Source organism: Cryobacterium sp. M25, assembly GCF_002929635.1.
In the GTDB taxonomy this organism is placed as follows: domain Bacteria; phylum Actinomycetota; class Actinomycetes; order Actinomycetales; family Microbacteriaceae; genus Cryobacterium; species Cryobacterium sandaracinum.
On record NZ_PJJU01000058.1, the window covers coordinates 241288 to 260533 of the forward strand.

Here is a 19246-nt window from a genome sequence, read left to right on the forward strand (position 1 = left end):
TCAGTTCCTCACTCTCGGGTCGAGCGCGGCGTAGAGCACCTCGGAGAGCGTCGATGAGAACAGGATCAGGATCGCCACGAACAGCGTCGTGCCGGCGACCGCGTTGATGTCGTTCTGGCTGATCGCGTTGAGGGCGAACTCCCCCATCCCATGAAAGGAGAAGACGATCTCGAGCATGATCGAGCCCGAGACCAGGGTGCCGAAGCTGTAGGCGAAGAACGTGGACATGGGGATGAGGGCCACGCGCACCCCGTGACGCACCAGGGCCGAATTGCGCGACCGCCCCTTGGCCCGGGCGGTGCGGATGAAGTCGGCCGACAGCACGTCGAGCATGACGCTGCGCTGGTAGCGCGAGTAGCCCGCCGCCCCGATCAGCACCAGGGCGATGGTCGGCAGGAGCAGGTGGATGCCGCGGTCGAGTGCGAGTTCCCACCACGAGCCGGTGAGCCCGGCCGAGTATTCCCCGGTGAAGGTGATCAGCTGCATACCCGCCGCGCCGTTCAGCGCCGTAGCACCGATCATCAGCAGCACGCCGATGACGAAGGTGGGGGTGGCGAAGATCAGGTAGGAGCCGTACGTGACGACCTGGTCGCTCAGTTTGTACTGGCGCACGGCACCCCAGACTCCGAGCGTCACCCCGACGATGGCCCCGATCAGCGATCCGATCAGGAGCAACCGCAGGCTGACCCCGGCACGGGAGATGATCTGGTCGCCGATCGAGACGCCGTTGACCCCGGCGCCCAGCGAACCGTGCACGACGATGTTGACGAGCCAGTCCCAGAGCCGCTGCAGCACCGGCACATCGGGGTTGACGCCGAGACCGTTCAGGATGTTGTCGATGGTCTGCTGCGACGGCTGCGGGTTGCGGCCGTAATACTTGGCCGCCGGGTCGAGCGCCAGGCTGGACACGATGTACGCGAGGCAGGTCGCGATCATCGACAGGAAGAAATAGTTGACGAAGCGCCGGAAAATGTAGAAGACCATGGGGGCCGCGGATCAGACCAGGGCGCCGGGAACGGCGACCAGCAGCGTGCAACAATTCCAAACCATGAAAACTCCCCCATCGTTCCCCCCGCCGGGATACCGGGGGAAGGAACTGTTCTCGTGTGCTTGAGGGGAGAGCCTATGCCTGCGTGAAGCGACTCTGCCCCAGATGCCAGTCTGGGGCACTTTCAGACAGAAAATGTAACAGTTTCGAAACTTTGCGGGCACAATGCGCAAGAAAACGATCTGTCATTGAGCAAAGCTCAGGCGCAACCAGAGAATTCAGGCCAGCGCCGACCACGCCAGCTGAACGGCCGGCCCGAGGACGAGCACGGCGCCGACCAGGAACGACCGTCGATGCCAGCGGCGCACAAATCGCTCCCCGGCGCGCTGCGGAGCCTCGTGCCGGTACCAGAAGCCGCGGATGGCCCGGTGCGCGGCTGATCCGCTGATGCGCCCGCTGGACTCCCGTATTTGTCCGGCCGCCCGGGAGGTCGCCGGCGCACCCCAGCACACCAGACGCTCGCCCGACCGGGTCACCACGACGACCTGGTGCCGAAGCACGATGTCGTCCACCTCACCCCAGGGCACCTCGGTCGTGCTCAGCACGTTGACGATGGACAGCCCGTGGTGGTTCAGTCCCAGGCAGGGCCGCGCGAAGATCAGCCAGGCGCCCCAGACGATCAACGCCACGGCGGGCACGGCGGCCAGCGCCGTGTCCCAGCGCCCGCGAACGGCAGCGTCGACCAGCAGCGCGGCACAGAGGACAACCAGGGCGGCGAAGACCGCCACCGAGGCCGGTGACCGGAGGACGGTCATCCCGCCCCCCGGAATCCGGTCAGCGGCCAAACTGGAAGTTGCCGCCGGGGATGGCCGCGAGCAGCTCCTGGGTGTAGGCCTCGCGAGGCCTGTCGAAGACCTCGTCCGTGGACGCGGTCTCGACGATCTTGCCCTTCTGCATGACGCAGACGTTGTCGGCGACGAGCCGCACGACCGCGAGGTCGTGCGTGATGAACAGGTAGGTCAGGCCCAGTTCAGTCTGCAGCTCGGTGAGCAGGTTGAGGATCTGTCCCTGCACGAGCACGTCGAGGGCGGAGACCGCCTCGTCGAGCACGAGCACGTCCGGCTTGAGGGCCAGGGCGCGCGCCACGGCGATGCGCTGGCGCTGCCCACCGGACAGTTCGCTCGGGTACCGGTACCGGGTGGCCCAGGGCAGGGAGACCTGGTCAAGCAGCTCGCGCACGCGGGCCTGACGTTCCGCGGCGTTGCCGATCTTGTGGGCCAGCAACGGCTCCGCGATCGTGTTGCCCACGTTGTACTGCGGGTCCAGTGAGCCGTACGGGTCCTGGAAGACCGGCTGCACGCGGCGCCGGAACTTGAGCAGCGCCGCCCCCTTAAGGCCGGCGACATCCTGGCCGTCGAATTCAATCTGCCCGCTGGTGATGCTCTCCAACTGCAGGATGAGCTTGGCCACCGTCGACTTGCCCGACCCGGATTCGCCGACGAGCGCCGTGGTGGTGCCCTTCTTGATGGCGAAGGAGACGTCGTTGACGGCCAGCAGCTCGTTGTACCTCAGACCCTTGGTGCGGATGCGGTACATCTTGGAGATGTTCTGAACCTTGATGAGGTCTTTCGCCTCGGCCGCCGGCTCCCGCTCGGCGGCGCGGGCGACGAGGGTGGTGTCGAGTGATCCACCCGAGAAGATCTCAGCCCCGTCCGAATCGTCGTTCTTGGCCGACTGGATGCGACGCGACGCCAGGCTCGGAGCCGCAGCCACGAGACGCTGGGTATACGGATGCTGCGGGTTGGCGAGGATCTCCTGCGACGGCCCGGACTCGACGACCTTGCCCTTGTACATCACGACGAGCTGTTCGGCCCGCTCGGCCGCGAGGCCGAGGTCGTGGGTGATGAACAGCACCGACGTGCCGTAGTCCCGGGTGAGGGTGCCGAGGTGGTCGAGGATCTGACGCTGCACCGTGACATCGAGCGCCGAGGTGGGCTCGTCCGCGATCAGGAGCTTCGGCCGAGCGGTCAGGCCGATGCCGATCAGGACGCGCTGGCGCATGCCGCCGGAGAACTGGTGCGGGAACTGCTTGAGGCGGTCTGCGGCGTCGCTGAGGCCGGCCTCCTGCAGCACCTGGATGGTGCGCTCGTGCGCAGCCTTGCCCTGGGCCACATTGTTGGCCTTGATGGCCTCCTCGACCTGGAAACCGATGTTCCAGACGGGGTTCAGGTTGCTCATCGGGTCCTGCGGCACGTAGCCGATCAGGCGGCCGCGCACATCCTGCATCTGCTTGTCCGACAGCCCCGCGAGGTCGCGGCCCTCGAACAGGATCTGCCCGGCCGTGATCTTGCCGGTGCCGGCGAGAAGTTTGATGATGGCCTGCGCGGTCGTGGTCTTGCCCGAGCCGGACTCCCCCACGATCGCCAGTGTCTGGCCCGCGTAGAGACTCAGACTGACCCCGCGCACCGCCGGGACGAGGCCGTGCTGGGTCTGGAATCCGACCTCGAGGTCGCGGATCTGGAGCAAAGGCTCGTTAGAGGCGTCGGCGCTCTCGCTAACGGGTTCGATGACGGTCTGGCTCATCGGCGGGCCCTCGCTTCGGGGTCAAGGGCGTCGCGCACGACGTCGCCCAGCATGAGGAACGCGAGAACTGTCACGGACAGGGCCGCCGCGGGGTAGAGCAGCACCTGCGGGTTGGTGCGGAGCGAACTCTTGGCGGCGTCGATGTCGTTACCCCAGGACATGATGCCCGGCGGGAGACCGATGCCGAGGAACGACAGGGTGGCCTCGGCCACGATGAACGTGCCGAGCGAGACGGTGGCGATCACGATCACGGGGGCGATCGAGTTCGGAATGACGTGGCGCAGCAGAATCCGGAACTTGCTGACGCCCAGGGCGACGGATGCCGTGACGTAGTCCGAGTTGCGGGCCGAGAGCACGGCGCCGCGCATGATTCTCGCGATCTGCGGCCACGCGAAGAGTGACAGCACCAGCGCGATGGTGACCGGGGTGCGCTCCGGCAGCACCGACATGAGCACGATCGCGCCCAGAACGGTGGGGACGGCGAAGAAGATGTCGCCGATGCGGGAGACGATCGCGTCGAGCAGGCCGCCGTAGTAACCCGCGAGAGAGCCGACGACGATCCCCGTGAAGGTGACCAGGATCGTGGCGAGCAGGCCGACGGTGACCGAGGCCTGGGTGCCGAAGATGATCCGGGCGTAGATGTCGCAGCCCTGCCGGGTGAAGCCGAGCGGATGTCCGTCTCCCGGCCCGCCGTGGCTGTCGCCGAGGTCGCACTGGGTGGGCGAGACCTGGGCGAACAGGCTTGGGAACAGGGCGACGATGACAATCAGGAGGATCAGGGCCGAGGAGATCCAGAAGGTGGGCCGCACGCGCATGGCGTCCCAGGCATCCGCCCAGGTGCTGCGGGCCTTCTGAGATTCGTCGAGGCGGTCGACGGTTTCGACCGGGGTTTCTTCCAGCTCGGCGACGTAATGCGTCTGCGCGTTCGGGTTCTTATTTGGCATAGCGAATCCTCGGGTCCAGGGCTGCGTAGAGGAGGTCGACGAGCAGGTTGGCCAGCACGAAGATCACGACCATCACCGCGATGAACGACACCACGGTGGGTCCCTCGCCGAGCTTGATCGCCTTGTAGACGGTGCCGCCGACGCCGTTGATATTGAAGATGCCCTCGGTGACGATGGCACCGACCATCAGGGAGCCGAGGTCGACTCCGAGAAAGGTGACGACCGGGACCAGGGAGTTGCGCAGCACGTGCACGCCCACGACGCGGCGGCGGGAGAGCCCCTTGGCTGTGGCGGTGCGCACGAAGTCCGCGTTGAGGTTGTCGGAGACGCTCGCCCGCGTGAGCCGCACGATATAGGCGAAGGAGACGGAGGCCAGCACGAGGGCCGGCAGCAGGAGTTCGCTGAGGGGAGCTTCGCTGCTCACCGTCGTGCGGGCCCAGCCGAGTTGCACCGCGAATACGTACTGCAGCACGAAGCCGATCACGAACGTGGGAACGCTGATCAGCAGGAGGCTGACGACAAGGGCGCTGCTGTCGAAGAGCTTTCCCTTGCGGAGTCCCGCGACGAGGCCGACGAGGATGCCGAAGAAGGCTTCGATGGCGAGGGCGAGCAGAGCCAGGCGGGCGGTGATCGGGAAAGCCTTCGCCATCACGTCGCTCACCGGGCGACCGGAGTAGGTGGTGCCCAGGTCACCCTGGAAGAAGTTGCCGATGTAGATGAAGTACTGAACGATGAACGGCTTGTCCAGGTTGTACTGGGCGCGGATCTGCTCGATCACTCCGGGAGCCGGGGGCCGATCGCCGTACAGGGCCGCGATGGGGTCTCCGGGAAGAGAGAACACCATGAAGTAGATCAGGAGTGTCGCACCGAAAAACACCGGGATCATCTGGAGCAGGCGTTTGCCGGTATACCAGATCATCAGGTCCCCAAGCCGGAACGTATGTACATGAAATTCACAATCACTGGTTGAGTCTAGTCACGTGTGGGGTCCGGGGCTGTATGCCCCGAACCCCACACGTGTTATCTGTTTACTGCTGACGAGCTGGTTGAATGAGAGCTACTCGATCTTGGTGATGTCGGTGTACATCGGCACGGAGTCCCAGCCGAAGACGACGTTCTCGACCGACTCGGACCAGACGCCACTGACGTTGGAGTACCAAAGTGGAATCGTCGGAAGGTCGGCGAGGAGGACTTCCTGTGCTTCCTGGTACTTCGCGGTGGCGTCCTCGACGGAGGACGCGGCCGCGCCTTCCTTGAGCAGCGCGTCGAACTCTTCGCTGGTGTAGTCCTCGTAGTTCGAGCCGGCACCGGTCTGGTACAGCGGAGCGAGGAAGTTGTACAGCGACGGGTAGTCACCCTGCCAGCCGGCGCGGGTTCCACCGGTCAGCTTGTCGGCGGAACGGTCGTCGAGCGCCGCAGCGAACGTCGGGTACGGCTTGCCGATGGCTTCGATGCCCAACGTGTTCTTGATGCTGTTGGTCACCGCGTCGACCCAGGCGGCATGGCCGCCGTCGGAGTTGTAGGCGAGGTCGAACGTGCCGGTGTAGGGTGCGATCGCGTCGGCTTCGGCCCACTTGGCCTTGGCTTCTTTCGGGTTGTATTCGAGGACTTCGGCACCCTTGAGGGAATCGGAGTAACCGTCGATGACCGGCGAGGTGAAGTCGGTCGCAGGGGTGCGGGTGCCCTGGAAGATGACGTCCGTGATTTCCTTGCGGTCGATCGACATCGAGATGGCGGCGCGACGCAGCTTGCCTTCCTCACCACTCCAGTGCTCGAGGTAGTACGGCATGTTGAAGCCCTGGAAGATGGCGGCCGGCTGGTTCACGAAGCGGTCCGGGAAGTCCGACTCGTAGGACTCGAACGCGGCGTCCGGGACGGCGTCGAGCACGTCGAGGTTGCCACCCTGGACATCCGCGTACGCGGCGTCCATCGAGGCGTAGAAGACGATGTTCAGGCCACCATTGGCGGGCTTGCGCACGCCGTCGTACTCGGGGTTGGTGACGAGGTCGATTCCGACCTCGTGCTCCCAGGCGCCCTCTTTGGCCAGCATGTACGGGCCGTTGCCGATCGGGTTCTCGCCGAAGGCTTCCATGTCCTCATACGCGGCGGAGGGCAGCGGCATGAACGCCGTGTAGCCGAGGCGCAGCGGGAAGTCGGCCTCGGGCGAGGCCAGCTCGACCGTGAAGGTGGATTCGTCGACGACCTTCAGACCGGTCAGTTCGGCGTCAGCGTCGTAGCTGAAGCCGGCGATGTTGTCAAAGAAGTATGAGGCGCTCTGAGCGTTGCTGAACTTCGCTCCGAAGTTCCAGGCGTCCACGAAGGAGTCAGCCGTGACGGCCTCGCCGTCGGTGAACTCCCAGCCGTCGTTGAGCGTGACGGTCCAGTTCTGGGCGTCGTCGGACTCGATCGACTTGGCGACCTCGTTCTCGATCTCGCCTTTGGCGTTGTACGAGACGAGCCCGGCGAAGATCGAGGTGGCGATCTTGCCGCCTCCGGTCTCGGTGGTGTTCGTCGGGATCAGCGGGTTCTGCGGCTCAGATCCGTTCGTGGTGATGATCGCCGCGGTGTCACTCTCTGCCGGGGCGTCTCCGCTGGCGCAACCGGAGAGCACGAGGGCTCCCGCGGCAGCCAAGGCGATGGCAGGTATGCCCAGTCTCCTGATTTTCAATTTTCCTCCAGTGCGCAGGGAAATGCCGCGTGACCCTCGGGCGAGCAGACATCTCGGATATACCGACCTTAAAGAGTGGGCGCGGACTTCGCATAATCTATTGGGGAAACGTTACAGATGCGAAACAAACTGCGCAGGATAGTTGCGCCACAGCAGGTTCTTGCGCGCAATCCCTCCACCGAATTCAGCAACCTGCACGTTCCGGGCAGTGGGAAGATGGGAGGATGATCGTGACCGCCCACGCACGCCCTCCGCTCTTGATCTTCGACGGCGACTGCGCGTTCTGCACGACCTCCGTGAACACCATGAAGCGTCTGATTCCCGGCATGCCGGCTTCCGCTCCCTACCAGTGGACCGACCTGACGTCCTATGCTCTGACGACGAAGGATGCCCAGTCCCGGGTGTGGCTGGTCGTCGACGACCACCGCTTCGGCGGCGCCGCGGCCGTGGCCGCCCTGCTTCGGCACCAGCCGAATGCGCTCATGCGCTTCTTGGGCTGGCTCGGCACCGTGCCGCCGTGGTCGTGGGCGGCCGAAGTGGGCTACCGGCTCGTGGCGCGGTACCGCCACCGGCTGCCCGGGGGAACACCGGCCTGCCGGATGAAGCCGGGCGCGTGACTCCGCGCGGCAATCGAACCGGGCTCCGCTGGGAGGTGGGGATCGTCCTCGGAATGTCGCTCGGGGCATCCGCTCTCTACTCGATCATTTCGATCATCGCCCGGCTGACCGACACCCGGCCGCTCTCGGAGCAGTCGGCGACCCTGAACGGGTCGCAGTCGCCGCGGGAATGGCTCGACTTCAGCTATCAGTTCCTGGGCATCTTCTTCGCCCTGTTCGCCGTGGCCCTGGTGCTCTACCTGCTGTGGCTGCCGGGGCAGAGTCCGTTCCGGCGGCTGGGCTTCGATTTCACGGAGCCGGGGCACGACCTGCTGCGCGGCTTCGGGCTGGTGCTCGTGATCGGTATCCCCGGGCTGGGGCTCTACCTCGCCGGGCGGTCCCTCGGCTTCACCGTGGCGATCGTGCCGTCGCCGCTCGACACGTTCTGGTGGACGATCCCGATCCTGGTGCTCTCGGCACTGCGCTCGGCGCTGGTCGAGGAGCTGATCGTGGTCGGCTACCTGTTCACCCGGCTGCGCGAGCTGGGTTGGTCCACCTGGACCATCATCGTGTCCTCGGCGCTTCTGCGCGGCAGCTACCATCTATATCAGGGCATTGGGCCGTTCTTCGGCAATGCGGCCATGGGGGTGCTGTTCGGCTGGTGCTATCTGCGTTGGGGACGCACGATGCCGCTCGTGATTGCGCACTGGATCCTCGACATCGTCTCCTTCGTCGGGTACCCGCTCGCCCTCACCTGGTGGCCGGGGCTCCTCGCCCCCGCCGCCTGACCTGCCTGACCTGCCGGCCGGCGAATTCGACGGAGATTTTGCCGAGAAGGCGCGAATCGGGCCAAAACCTGGCCGGACAGGCAAAATCTCCGTCGAATTCGTTAGGGAGTGGCGGTCTACTCGAAGGCCTCGGGGGGCGGGCAGGCGCAGACGAGGTTGCGGTCACCGAAGGCGTTGTCGATGCGGCGCACCGGCGGCCAGTACTTGCCACGGATGAGACTGCGCACCGGGTAGACCGCGGTCTCACGGTCGTAGGCGTGCGTCCACTCCCCCTCGATCACCGACTGTGCGGTGTGCGGGGCATTGTGCAGCGGGTTGTCCTCGGCAGGCCAGCGGCCGGCGGCTACGGCATCCGCTTCGGCCTTGATCGCGATCATGGCCTCAACGAACCGGTCGATCTCGCCCAGGTCTTCACTCTCGGTGGGCTCGATCATGAGCGTACCGGACACCGGAAAGCTCATGGTCGGCGCGTGGAAGCCGTAGTCGACGAGTCGCTTGGCCACATCGTCGACGCTGACCCCGGTGGCCTCGGTGAGCGGGCGTAGATCGAGGATGCACTCATGTGCGACCAAGCCGTTGTCACCGGAATACAGCACCGGGTAGTGAGCCTCGAGGCGCTTGGCCACATAGTTGGCCGCGAGAACCGCGGCGCCGGTGGCCGCGTGCAGACCCTCGGCCCCCATCATGCGTACATAGGCCCAGGAGATCGGTAGAATGCTCGGGCTGCCGTACGGCGCCGCCGAGACCGGCCCGCCGGAGTGCACGACCGTGCCGCCCACCGTGCCGCCGACCGTGCCGCCACTTTCATCGACACCGCCGTCGACCGCCGCCGCATCGCCGGAGGCGAGGAGGTAGTGCTCGTCGCTCTGAGCGAGGGGATGCCCCGGCAGGAACGGAGCGAGGTGCGCCTTGGCCCCGACCGGACCGACGCCCGGCCCGCCGCCGCCGTGCGGGATGCAGAACGTCTTGTGCAGGTTCAGGTGCGACACGTCGCCGCCGAAGTCGCCGTAACGGGCGAAACCGAGCAGGGCGTTCAGGTTGGCGCCGTCGACGTAGACCTGGCCGCCGGCGTCGTGCACGGCCGTGCAGATGGTGCCGACCTCGTGCTCGTAGACGCCGTGCGTCGACGGGTAGGTGATCATCAACGCGGCGAGGTTCTCGGCGTGCTCCGCGATCTTGGCGCGCAGGTCGTCCAGGTCGACGTTGCCGAGCTCGTCGCAGGCGACGACGACGACCTTCATGCCGGCCAGCACGGCGGATGCCGCGTTGGTGCCGTGCGCGCTGGACGGGATCAGGCAAACCGTGCGCTGGGTATCCCCGGTGGAGAGGTGGTAGCCGCGGATCGCGAGGAGCCCGGCGAGTTCACCCTGGCTGCCGGCGTTGGGCTGGAGGGACACGGAGTCGTAGCCGGTGACATCCGTCAGCCAGGATTCGAGCTGCCGGATCAGTTCCAGGTAGCCCTCGATGTCGGCACGCGGCGCGAACGGGTGCAGCCCGCCGAACTCGGGCCAGCTGACGGCCTCCATCTCGGTGGCCGCGTTCAGCTTCATGGTGCAGGAGCCGAGCGGGATCATGCCGCGGTCGAGCGCGTAGTCGAAGTCGGCGAGGCGCTTGAGATAGCGCATCATGCTCGTCTCCGAGCGGTGCGTGTTGAACACCGGGTGGGTGAGGAACTCGCTGGTGCGATGAAGTTCGGGCGGAAGGCCGGCCTCGACCATGCTGAAGTCCACCAGGCCGAAGGCATCCCGCCCGCCGAACGCGCCGACGACCAGGGCGAGATCCGCGAGAGTCGTCGTCTCGTCGACGGCGATGCCGACGGTGTCCGCGTCGACCAGGTAAAGGTTGACCCCGCTGGCGGAGGCGGCCCGGGCGATCTCGGCGGCGCGGCCCGGAACGGAGGCACGGACCGTGTCGAAGAACGTCGCGGTGACAACGTCGACACCGGCGGCGAGGAGAGCGACGACGAGTTGCCCGGCGCGCTCGTGCACCTGGGCGGCGATCTTCCGCAGGCCGTCTGGCCCGTGGTAGACCGCGTACATGCCGGCCATCACGGCCAGCAGCACCTGGGCGGTGCAGATGTTCGAGGTGGCCTTGTCCCGACGGATGTGCTGCTCACGCACTTGCAGCGACAGGCGGTAGGCCGGGTGGCCGGCCGCGTCAACGCTGACGCCGACCAGGCGGCCGGGAAGCTGACGCTCGAGGCCACTGCGCACGGCCATGTAACCCGCGTGCGGACCGCCGAAGCCCATCGGCACGCCGAAGCGCTGGCTGGTGCCCACGGCCACGTCGGCGCCGAGCTCGCCGGGCGAGGTAATCAGGGTCAGGGCGAGCAGGTCGGCGGCGACGACGACGAGCGCCCCCTGCGCCTGGGCGTCGGCGATAACGCCGGCCGGGTTCCAGACCCGGCCGGATGCGCCGGGATACTGCACGAAGAGACCGAAGTACTCGCCGAGGTCCTCAGCGGACCCAGCCAGGTCGACCTCCACGAGGTCGATCCCGACGGCGGCCGCGCGATTGCCCAGCAGGGCCTTCGTCTGCGGCAGCGCGTCGGCGTCGACGAGGAAACGGGTCGACTTCGACTTCGACGCCCGACGGGTGAGGAGCATGCCCTCCACCACGGCGGTCGACTCGTCGAGCATGGACGCGTTGGCCGTGGAGAGTCCGGTCAGGTCGGCGATCATGGTCTGGAAGTTGATCAGCGCCTCAAGACGGCCCTGGGAGATTTCGGGCTGGTACGGGGTGTAGGCCGTGTACCAGCTGGGATTCTCGAACACATTGCGCTTGATCACGGCCGGGGTGACGGTGTCGTAGTAGCCGAGACCGATCATGGACCGCTTCACGGTGTTGCGGCCGGCGAGGTCCCGCAACTCCGCGATGGCCTCCCGCTCGGTGGCGGCGGGCGGCAGGGTGCTGTCACCGATGGTGCGGAACTGGTCCACCTGGATCGATTCGGGCACGGCCGCGTTGACGAGGGCGTCGACCGAGTCGTAACCGAGGATCGACAGCATGCGGGACTGCGCGTCGGCATCCGTGCCGATGTGGCGCTGAGTGAAGGGCTGTGACATGTGTGCGGAACCTGGCTTTTCGTTTTCGTTACTCGCCGATGAGGGCGGAGTAGTCGGCGTAACTGAGGAGAGGAGGCAACTCCGCGAACGTGACCTTGAGCAGCCAGCCGGCGCCGAACGGGTCGCTGTTGACGAGCTCGGGGCTCTCGACGACGGCGTCGTTGATCTCGGCGACGGTGCCCGTGACGGGGGCGAAGAGCTCGCCGACCGACTTGGTGGACTCGATCTCGCCGACGACGGTGCCGCCGGCGACATCGCTGCCGACGGCCGGCAACTCGACGAAGACGACGTCGCCGAGCTTGTCGGCGGCGTAGGCGGTGATGCCGACGGTGGCGGTGTCGCCGTCGACGAGAACCCACTCGTGCTCGGCGGTGTACTGGAGTTCAGACTGTTCGGCCATGGGGGTGTTCCTCTCGAGGGGTGGACTATTTCTGACGCTTGTAGAACGGAAGGGCGGTCACGGTTGCGGGGATGCGGGTGCCGCGCACATCGACGAAGACCTGGGTGCCGAGTCGCGCCAGGCCGGGAGCCACGTAGGCCATGGCGATCGGATGTCCGAGCGTCGGCGACAACGCCCCGCTCGTGATCACGCCGTCGGCCACGGTCGCGTCGGCACTGCGATACACCGGGTAGTCGGCGCGCCCGGCACGCTTGCCGGAAGATTCCAGTCCCACGAGTACGCGCGCCTCCGCGCTGGGACCCTCTTCGCTGGCCTCGCGGCCGATGAAATCGACCTCCTTGGCGAGGTTCACAACGCGGCCGAGCCCGGCCTGCGCCGGGTAGGTCGAGGTGCTCAGTTCGTGGCCGTAGAGCGGCATGCCGGCCTCGAGACGGAGGGTGTCGCGGCTGGCGAGCCCCGCCGGCACGAGGTGGAAAGAGGCGCCCGCCGCGCGGAGCGCGTCCCAGAGCGCCGCGGCATCCGGCACGTCGACATAGAGTTCGAAGCCGTCTTCACCGGTGTAGCCGGTGCGGGCAATGAAAACGCGGCCGGCCTGGAAGGTACCACCCAGGGCTCGGTAGTACTTCAGCGCTGACAGGTCGCCGTCGACCGTGAGGTCCGCCGTGGCCTCGAGGATGGCGCGCGAATTCGGCCCCTGCACGGCGATCAGGGCGACGTCGTCGCTCTGATCGGTGACGGTGACGTCGAAGCGGGTGGCCCGGGCCGTGAGCGCCTTGACCGCCGGGAAACGGTTGCCCGCGTTGGCGATGACGAGGTACTCGTTCTCGGCCGTGCGGTAGACGACGATGTCGTCGATGATGCCGCCGGCGCGGTTGAGGATGAGGCTGTACTTGGCCTGCAGCAGGTCGATCGTGGAGAGTTGGCCGGCGAGGGCATAGTCGAGGAACGCTCCGGCGTCCGGCCCGGCCACCAGGATCTCGGCCATGTGCGAGAGGTCGAAGATGCCCGCGCTGGTGCGCACGGCGTGGTGCTCGGCGAGATCGCTCGAGTAGCGCACCGGCATCTGCCAGCCGGCGAAGTCCGTGAAACTGGCGCCGGCATCCACGTGCGCCAGGTGCAGCGGGGAGAACCGCTCCACCGTGGGGGTTGAATCGGTGTGGGCTTCAGTGTCCGAGGTCATGAGTTCTCCAGGTTGTCGCCGGCCGGGGGCCGAGCAAGAATCTCCGGGGCGCGATCGATCGATCGTACCCCTGGGAACTCCCCCTCTGTCGTCAGGCCTGAGAGCTTCACCGCAGCCGTTGGTCGGGCGCGATTTTCACCGTGGGCGAGCCGCTGTCGAGCCGCGACTACTTTTCAGAGTGGCCAGTTCGATGCGGTACGAGTACCTGAGAGATTGTCGGGGAGGATTGCTCCTTCGGTGTTCGACTGCCTGAGGGCGCCGAACTCTCCCGCATCGACCTTGATGGCCCTATATTCACTTGAGGGTGTGCGCTCCGAGCCTAGCGCGTGCGGGCCCGGCAGCGCGGTGCGGCCGCTTCCGGTGCCTCCCGGCGACACCTCCAGCGGGAACGCGTACCCTTGTCACTTCGCCCGCGATTCGTGCGGCGCACACAGAAAGGCGTTCCGTGGACATCACACTCCTCCGGCATTTCATCGCCGTCGCCGAGGAGTTGCACTTCCCACGCGCCGCGATGAACCTCAATATCTCCACCCCGAAATTGCGCTCCTCGATCGCAAAACTCGAGGCGAACCTCGGCGTCGTGCTCATCGACCGCACCACGGAGACCACCCGGCTGACCGCGGCGGGCAACCTGTTTCTCACGGATGCCCGCACCGAGCTGGCCGCCTCGGATGAGCCCTGGAAGCCGCCGCTTCCGGCGGGCGGAAAGGCCAAGGCGGCAAAGGGCAAGGGCCGCGCGCCCGAGGTGAAGGGCCAGCCGCGTCCCGGCAAGCGCCGCCAGGGCCGCTAGCCCGCACGCTCGACTTCGGACTCTAGACGCCGGCCGAGGCACGGCGCCAGGCCGAGAAGCTGGCCACCGATCCGCTATGCGGCGGCACCAGCCACGGCCACGGATGCAGCACGGCCGCGCCCTCCGCGTAGCGCGCAAAGCTGGGTACCGGCGCAAACGTGACTGCTGCGTCGAGGCCCGGAACGATCACTCGCGGGTCACCCAGGTACACGACCACCTCGCGACGCCGGGCCAGATCCTGAAGGGTTTCTACGGTGAAGATCAGTCTTTTGCTTGAGAGCCGCAGCCTGGCCAGGGCCGGCTCGTCGAAGACGAAGGCGGCCGGGAGTGCGGGATGCGCCGCAAGGGCCGGATCGGCGTCGCCCAGGGAATCCACCGTCAGCAGCACCGACCGGGGTGCGCGGCGCCGCACGACGTCGGTGGGCCCCTGCGTGTCGGACAGGTGCGGATCGTGCGTGAGGTTCGCCGGCGCATCCGTCACCGGCACTGGCGCTGCCCCCACCGGAAACTGCTCGATCGGGCAGGCCCGGGCGAGCGGACAGTCCCGGCAGAGCTGCGGCGCTCGTTTCTCAACCTGCCAGCGGGCGAAGCCGTAGGCGGAGCCGGTGCCGGCACCCACGGTCCACTGCCAGCCCAGGAGGTTGGCCGCGCGGGAGCCGTCGAGCAGGTGTCGGTAGAATTCTTCCTGGCCGGCATGCCACCCCGCTCCAGACCGGACCGTGTACTGGGAGGCCAGCCACATCCGGGTCTGGTTGACCAGCCAGCCGTCGGTTTCCAGTTCCGACACGACCGACTCGATGCAGTGCATCCGGTGCGGCCAGGCCTGGGGTTCAAATTCTCCGGCCCAGGGTGCCGCAAAGCGCAGGTTTCGGTGCAGGGCCACACCCACACGCGCATAGAGATGTCGGGCGTATTCCTGCCAGAGCAACTCGTCCCGGAATTTGCGGGTATCTCGGGCAGGTCCGTCTGCGACGTGCTCCCAAGCCCGGCTAAGCGGCACCAGGGAGTGCCGAATGTACGGTGATAGCCGGGATGCCCCGCGATCGATTTCCGGCAGCACCTGGCTGCGCCTGGCCGCATAGCCCGCGACCGAGAATGCCGCCAGGGCACGGTCGGCGCTGGTCTGGCCACCCCGGATGCTTGGGCTCGCCCGCACCTCGTCGTCGACCAGGTGGTGCAGATGGCGCCGCACCACGGCATCCGCGGTTCCGTCATTCAGGGCGATGAGCACACCTGATTTTAGACCCTGCCTGAGGGGCAGCAGAAAGCGAAACGGGCCTGGGCCGGTCACGATCAAAATGATCGCGATCGGCCCAGGCCCGTTGGCGGTGAGCAGGTGGCCGGGTAGGCCTACTTGTTCCGCACGTGCACCGGGGCGGCGATCTCCTCGGCCTCATCGACCGATAGTTCGAGGTGTGCGAACGCCGGGTCATCCGCGAACGATTTCATCCGCGCGATCCGGTAGATGATCAGACCGTAGAGGGCCTTGGCGAGGATGTCGGCGACCGAGTATCCGATCTGTTTGCCGACCCAGGCATCCGAGCCGTCGATACCAAGCATGGGCAATAGGTAGGCGATCGGGTAGACACCCCAGGTCAGCAGCAGAAGCAGACGCAGCTGGCTGATCGTGCGGCGCACACTCCGCGGCTGGCGGTCGAGGGACTTGGTCAGTTCGATGAACAGAACATAGAGGATGTATGCGAACGGGATGGTGGAGAGCAGACCGAAGATTCCGCGCACCCCGTTGTCCCCGCTGAGCTCGCCGGGGTACCCGAGGATGATCATCAGGGCCGAAGCCGGAATGAGCCGGTACAGGAGACTGGTCTGCACTTTGCGGGCCAGGGCGAGAACCGCGATCAGTTCGAGCAGCAGCAGGGGAACCGTGAGCAGCCAGTCGACGTAGCGGTAGCCCTCATTGAAGGACTCCCCGGCGACCTGCACATAGTTGCCCGCCCCGCCGATGGCCTCGGTGACGAAGGCCGCCTTGAAGGAGTCGAAAATGCGGAAGTAGTGGTAGGCGGCAATCGCACAGACGATGGCCGCGACGGTCATCGCCTGACGGTACCGGGGCAGGACCCGCTTGAGCGAGATGATGATGAAGATCGACGTGAACAGCTGTGACGCGATGACGAGCGAGAACACGTTGTAGACGGTGTCGTATTGAATCTGGGTGAGGGAATCGGGAATCACGTTGTCCTCCGAATAAGCGAGAAAGAACAGGAAAGAGCCGTGCCGTAGAGCTTTGCTGTGTTTATTGATTGATCAGTCATTTAACTGCCTAGCTGACTGCTAACTAAAAATTTAGTACGAGTTTCCTGAATCTTTGCATAGAGTATGCCCCCAGTCAAAAGGTCAATAGCGGACAGACAGATGACGGCCCCTCGGAGCACGGAGGAGCGGGTTCTCCGGTAGGGGGTCGGCCGATCCGGTACGCGCCACGTCGGCGAACACCCCTCGCATGACAGCGTGGTGCTTGAGCAGGTGGTTGCGGATGGCGCGCAGCCGCTACACGCTCGGTGATCTGGTCGACTCCAGGCCGACCCCGCCCAGGAACGCCAACGCATTACGTGCCGTCAATTTCGTGATGACGGGCTCCAGGATGCTCTGCGCGGCCGCGAAAACGAGAACTGTGACGAGGAATCCCTGTCGGGTGAGGGTGAAGCCCTCAAGTACCAGCGACGCCACCCACAGGCCGACCGCGCCCAAGCCGATGAAGATGGCCGTGCGAATCAGCAGACGCACCATGACTACCCCTTCTTGACCGCGGCCTTTGCCGCGCGCTTGGTTTCCCGCACCCGGGTCAGCGATTCGGGGTCGACAATGTCGGCGACGGACCGGAACGAGCCGTTCTCGCCATAGGGCTCGGAGGCCTCGCGCCAGCCCTCCGCGACGAGCCCCTGACGCTTGCCGAGCAGGGCAAGGAAGATCTTCGCCTTCTGCTCGCCGAATCCCGGGAGCGCTTTCAGGCGCCGCAGGATCTCGGCGCCGTCCGGGGAGTCGGCGGTCCACAGGGCGGACGCATCACCCCTCCAGTCTGAGGCGATCACACCCGCGAGGGTCTGCGTGCGAGCGGCCATCGAGCCCGGATAGCGGTGCACGGCTGGCGTGGCCCGGAACACCTCGACGAGTGCGTCGGCGTCGAAGCCGGCGATGGTCGCCGGATTGAGCGTGCCGATCCGGTCGCGGATCTTGGCCGGACCGGCGAACGCGGTCTCCATCGCGATCTGCTGATCCAGCAGCATCCCGAGGAGGAGCGCGAAAGGGTCATCGCTGAGCAGGGCGTCGGCGGCATCGTCGCCGGTGAGGTGCAGAATCATGCACCCATTGTGCCACCGGCGGCGCGCCGGCGGGACTCCCCTAGACTCGGCGGATGTCCCGCCTCGTCGTCGTCCTCCCGCTCACGGCGCTCAGCACCGGCGACAGCTTCCCGGTGTCGGAATGGCCATTGCACATCACCGTGCTGCCCCCTTTTCACACGGATGCCGCGGCATCCGTAATCGCGGATGTCATTTCCGGCGTCGTCGCCGCCACGGCATCCGGCCGCACCGCCCTCACGGCGGTCGCGGGTGCCGACGCGCTGTTCGGCCGGCGCGAGGACGTGCCGGTGACGCTCGTCGGGGACGACCCGCGCCTGACCCGGTTGCACCGCGCCCTCATCGAGGCCGTGCGGCCGTTTGCCTCCATCCCCGACGAGCCCGCGTTCACGGGTCCCGGCTTCCGGGCCCACATCACGATCAAGAACGGCGCCCGGGTGCACGAGGGCCAGCGGCTCGCTCTCACCCAGATCGCCCTCGTGGACATGGCGCCCCGATCGGCGGCGAGCGGCCGCACGGTGCTCGCCACGTTCCCGTTGCCTACTGCCGGGTGAGCGCAGTCACCCGGTCGGGTGCAGCGGGTCTGTGCGCCGAGTTCGACGACTGCGGACGAGTTCGGCGCCTCTGCCGGGCAGGTTGCCGGGTGGGAGGCGATCGCGATGCTCGGCAGCCGATTCGGCGGGCACGCGGAATACGTCTGCATCCCGCAGGATGGCGCGATCACGGCGAAGCCACGGAACATGACCTTCACGGATGCCGTGACTCTCGTCTTCGGCGGGACCACCGCCCATGCTTTTTTCAGTCGCGCCGCGATCAAACCGGGCAGCACCGTTCTCGTGAACGGCGCATCCGGTGCCGTGGGCACGGCGGCGGTGCAGCTCGCCAAGCAGATGGGCGCGCGAGTCACCGAGGCGTGCAGGGCGCCAACCGCGAGCTGGTCACCGCGCTCGGCGCCGACGGGGTGATCGACTACACAACGGAGGATTTCCTGCTCGAGAGGCAAACCTACGACGTCATCATGGATTGCGTCGGGAACGCCCCCTTTGAACGCGCTGCGGCGTGCCTCACTCCGGGCGGGGCCCTGTTGCTCGTCGTTTCCGATCTCCGGGGGCTGCTTCTGGCCGCCTGGCACACCAGGAGGAGCGCGAGGCGGGTCGTCGCGGGCAACATCGACAGCACCGCGGATGCCCTCACGCACCTGGTCGACCTTGCCGAGTCGGGTCGGTTCCTGGCGGTCATCGATCGGACGTACGACCTGGCCGACATCGCTCTGGCGCACCGTTTCGTCGAGGCCGGCCATTAGAAAGGCAACGTCATCCTGCGCGTCGCGGGCGGTTGAGGGGGCGGAAGGTTGAGGGGGCGGAAGCAGTCGGCTCTGGCCCGTGAGCGTCGGGGTACGCGGTTTTGAGTTCATCGAGCGTGGCCCCGATCCCGATTCTGTTGCTCGTCCGCGGAGAAGTCGAGGTGTCGGCCGAGGGAGCTCCCCGTTCCCTGCAACACGATTTGCTGAAGCGGGGAGCCCCGCGCGGTGGCTAATTCAGGAGAATTGTCCGGCCCACGGCGGTATCCACATTGAAAGACCAGTCTGGGGGCATCCCCGGGCGACAGATCTCCTGATTTAGCCACACCCCGCCGTGCCGACTCCGTCGAGCGAGGCCGACCGCGAATTCTCACGCGCCGGATGCCCCGCTGAGAGCGCTGGCAGCGGAGTTCGCCGGCTGCGGTCGAGATCGCCCCACAACACCAGGGGAACTCGACCGGACCTGTCGATCTCGGCGACCGCGACCGCGGGCAAGGACGATCCACACGCCACACGCAACGCGCTGGACGTTGAAGCGGAACTCCACCGCATTACCGCACGAAATTACATTACGAGTACCAGATAACACAGCCGGCCAAGCCAAGCCGAGGAAGACCCTCACGACTCGCT

General features: G+C 66.5%; 19 protein-coding genes and 1 riboswitch. Of the genes, 6 read left to right on the top strand and 13 right to left on the bottom strand.

The annotated features are described in order from the left end of the window. The 6 genes from CXY81_RS15520 to CXY81_RS15545 all read right to left on the bottom strand — a co-directional run bounded on the left by CXY81_RS15520 (position 1) and on the right by CXY81_RS15545 (position 7183). Positions 1 to 984, bottom strand: coding sequence for an ABC transporter permease (locus CXY81_RS15520; RefSeq protein WP_104170873.1), 984 nt, complete (start codon positions 982 to 984; stop codon positions 1 to 3). A gap of 282 nt (positions 985 to 1266) precedes the next feature. Continuing rightward, positions 1267 to 1803 (bottom strand): hypothetical protein, encoded by a 537-nt coding sequence (locus tag CXY81_RS15525; RefSeq protein ID WP_104170872.1) that lies wholly within the window; start codon positions 1801 to 1803, stop codon positions 1267 to 1269. A gap of 19 nt (positions 1804 to 1822) precedes the next feature. After that, positions 1823 to 3571, bottom strand: a complete 1749-nt coding sequence (locus tag CXY81_RS15530; protein ID WP_104195362.1) for an ABC transporter ATP-binding protein — start codon at positions 3569 to 3571, stop codon at positions 1823 to 1825. Then, the gene (locus CXY81_RS15535; protein WP_104195363.1) at positions 3568 to 4515 is read right to left on the bottom strand and encodes an ABC transporter permease; all 948 of its coding nucleotides are present in this window, start codon (positions 4513 to 4515) and stop codon (positions 3568 to 3570) included. Before CXY81_RS15535 ends, CXY81_RS15530 begins: the two co-directional genes overlap by 4 nt. Next, positions 4505 to 5434: an ABC transporter permease gene (locus CXY81_RS15540; RefSeq protein WP_104170869.1), complete on the bottom strand. Its 930-nt coding sequence runs from the start codon at positions 5432 to 5434 to the stop codon at positions 4505 to 4507. The genes CXY81_RS15535 and CXY81_RS15540 overlap by 11 nt, the downstream gene beginning before the upstream one ends. A gap of 138 nt (positions 5435 to 5572) precedes the next feature. After that, a complete protein-coding gene (locus CXY81_RS15545) occupies positions 5573 to 7183 on the bottom strand; it encodes an ABC transporter substrate-binding protein (protein WP_104170868.1) in 1611 nt (536 codons plus the stop codon). Positions 7184 to 7413: 230 nt separating this feature from the next. Here CXY81_RS15545 and CXY81_RS15550 point away from each other — a divergent pair, with 230 nt between their 5' ends. Beyond that, positions 7414 to 7800 (top strand): thiol-disulfide oxidoreductase DCC family protein, encoded by a 387-nt coding sequence (locus CXY81_RS15550; RefSeq protein ID WP_233194212.1) that lies wholly within the window; start codon positions 7414 to 7416, stop codon positions 7798 to 7800. A 53-nt stretch (positions 7801 to 7853) separates the two neighbouring features. Then, positions 7854 to 8567 (top strand): CPBP family intramembrane glutamic endopeptidase, encoded by a 714-nt coding sequence (locus CXY81_RS15555; protein WP_104195405.1) that lies wholly within the window; start codon positions 7854 to 7856, stop codon positions 8565 to 8567. Between the two features lie 116 nt (positions 8568 to 8683). On the opposite strand, the gene gcvP is transcribed toward CXY81_RS15555, so the two are convergent. The 3 genes from gcvP to gcvT are packed head-to-tail and all read right to left on the bottom strand — an operon-like array spanning position 8684 to position 13212. Beyond that, positions 8684 to 11632 carry an aminomethyl-transferring glycine dehydrogenase gene (gene gcvP / locus CXY81_RS15560; RefSeq protein ID WP_104195365.1) on the bottom strand — a complete coding sequence of 983 codons (2949 nt, stop codon included), beginning with the start codon at positions 11630 to 11632 and terminating at the stop codon, positions 8684 to 8686. A gap of 28 nt (positions 11633 to 11660) precedes the next feature. Further along, positions 11661 to 12032 carry a glycine cleavage system protein GcvH gene (gcvH, locus tag CXY81_RS15565; RefSeq protein WP_104170865.1) on the bottom strand — a complete coding sequence of 124 codons (372 nt, stop codon included), beginning with the start codon at positions 12030 to 12032 and terminating at the stop codon, positions 11661 to 11663. Between the two features lie 25 nt (positions 12033 to 12057). Beyond that, positions 12058 to 13212: a glycine cleavage system aminomethyltransferase GcvT gene (gene gcvT, locus CXY81_RS15570; RefSeq protein WP_104195366.1), complete on the bottom strand. Its 1155-nt coding sequence runs from the start codon at positions 13210 to 13212 to the stop codon at positions 12058 to 12060. A 183-nt stretch (positions 13213 to 13395) separates the two neighbouring features. Continuing rightward, positions 13396 to 13493, bottom strand: a riboswitch (glycine riboswitch). Positions 13494 to 13657: 164 nt separating this feature from the next. Here gcvT and CXY81_RS15575 point away from each other — a divergent pair. Further along, a complete protein-coding gene (locus tag CXY81_RS15575; protein ID WP_104195367.1) occupies positions 13658 to 14002 on the top strand; it encodes a LysR family transcriptional regulator in 345 nt (114 codons plus the stop codon). A 22-nt stretch (positions 14003 to 14024) separates the two neighbouring features. Here the strand turns inward: CXY81_RS15575 and CXY81_RS15580 are convergent, their stop codons facing one another. The 4 genes from CXY81_RS15580 to CXY81_RS15595 all read right to left on the bottom strand — a co-directional run bounded on the left by CXY81_RS15580 (position 14025) and on the right by CXY81_RS15595 (position 17319). Beyond that, positions 14025 to 15233 (bottom strand): FAD-binding domain-containing protein, encoded by a 1209-nt coding sequence (locus tag CXY81_RS15580; protein WP_199183077.1) that lies wholly within the window; start codon positions 15231 to 15233, stop codon positions 14025 to 14027. Positions 15234 to 15352: 119 nt separating this feature from the next. Further along, positions 15353 to 16192: a bacteriorhodopsin gene (locus tag CXY81_RS15585; RefSeq protein ID WP_104100872.1), complete on the bottom strand. Its 840-nt coding sequence runs from the start codon at positions 16190 to 16192 to the stop codon at positions 15353 to 15355. Between the two features lie 315 nt (positions 16193 to 16507). Then, complete coding sequence (locus CXY81_RS15590) at positions 16508 to 16747, bottom strand: hypothetical protein (RefSeq protein ID WP_104195368.1); 240 nt, start codon at positions 16745 to 16747, stop codon at positions 16508 to 16510. Positions 16748 to 16749: 2 nt separating this feature from the next. After that, positions 16750 to 17319, bottom strand: a complete 570-nt coding sequence (locus tag CXY81_RS15595) for an HhH-GPD-type base excision DNA repair protein (protein ID WP_104100871.1) — start codon at positions 17317 to 17319, stop codon at positions 16750 to 16752. Positions 17320 to 17372: 53 nt separating this feature from the next. Here CXY81_RS15595 and CXY81_RS15600 point away from each other — a divergent pair, with 53 nt between their 5' ends. The 3 genes from CXY81_RS15600 to CXY81_RS16515 all read left to right on the top strand — a co-directional run bounded on the left by CXY81_RS15600 (position 17373) and on the right by CXY81_RS16515 (position 18619). Then, the gene (locus CXY81_RS15600; protein WP_104170861.1) at positions 17373 to 17870 is read left to right on the top strand and encodes a 2'-5' RNA ligase family protein; all 498 of its coding nucleotides are present in this window, start codon (positions 17373 to 17375) and stop codon (positions 17868 to 17870) included. A gap of 105 nt (positions 17871 to 17975) precedes the next feature. Then, positions 17976 to 18281, top strand: coding sequence for a hypothetical protein (locus CXY81_RS17305; protein ID WP_158252086.1), 306 nt, complete (start codon positions 17976 to 17978; stop codon positions 18279 to 18281). Further along, positions 18230 to 18619 (top strand): zinc-binding dehydrogenase, encoded by a 390-nt coding sequence (locus CXY81_RS16515; protein WP_158252087.1) that lies wholly within the window; start codon positions 18230 to 18232, stop codon positions 18617 to 18619. The genes CXY81_RS17305 and CXY81_RS16515 overlap by 52 nt, the downstream gene beginning before the upstream one ends. The last annotated feature ends 627 nt before the right edge of the window (positions 18620 to 19246 follow it).

Coding starts and splice junctions, on each gene's coding strand:
- gcvH (WP_104170865.1), bottom strand. CDS start 12,032: ATGGCCGAACAGTCTGAACTCCAGTACACCGCCGAGCACGAGTGGGTT.
- CXY81_RS15535 (WP_104195363.1), bottom strand. CDS start 4,515: ATGCCAAATAAGAACCCGAACGCGCAGACGCATTACGTCGCCGAGCTG.
- CXY81_RS15555 (WP_104195405.1), top strand. CDS start 7,854: ATGTCGCTCGGGGCATCCGCTCTCTACTCGATCATTTCGATCATCGCC.
- CXY81_RS15530 (WP_104195362.1), bottom strand. CDS start 3,571: ATGAGCCAGACCGTCATCGAACCCGTTAGCGAGAGCGCCGACGCCTCT.
- CXY81_RS15600 (WP_104170861.1), top strand. CDS start 17,373: ATGTCCCGCCTCGTCGTCGTCCTCCCGCTCACGGCGCTCAGCACCGGC.
- CXY81_RS15520 (WP_104170873.1), bottom strand. CDS start 984: ATGGTCTTCTACATTTTCCGGCGCTTCGTCAACTATTTCTTCCTGTCG.
- CXY81_RS15595 (WP_104100871.1), bottom strand. CDS start 17,319: ATGATTCTGCACCTCACCGGCGACGATGCCGCCGACGCCCTGCTCAGC.
- CXY81_RS17305 (WP_158252086.1), top strand. CDS start 17,976: ATGCTCGGCAGCCGATTCGGCGGGCACGCGGAATACGTCTGCATCCCG.
- gcvP (WP_104195365.1), bottom strand. CDS start 11,632: ATGTCACAGCCCTTCACTCAGCGCCACATCGGCACGGATGCCGACGCG.
- CXY81_RS15525 (WP_104170872.1), bottom strand. CDS start 1,803: ATGACCGTCCTCCGGTCACCGGCCTCGGTGGCGGTCTTCGCCGCCCTG.
- gcvT (WP_104195366.1), bottom strand. CDS start 13,212: ATGACCTCGGACACTGAAGCCCACACCGATTCAACCCCCACGGTGGAG.
- CXY81_RS15540 (WP_104170869.1), bottom strand. CDS start 5,434: ATGATCTGGTATACCGGCAAACGCCTGCTCCAGATGATCCCGGTGTTT.
- CXY81_RS15590 (WP_104195368.1), bottom strand. CDS start 16,747: ATGGTGCGTCTGCTGATTCGCACGGCCATCTTCATCGGCTTGGGCGCG.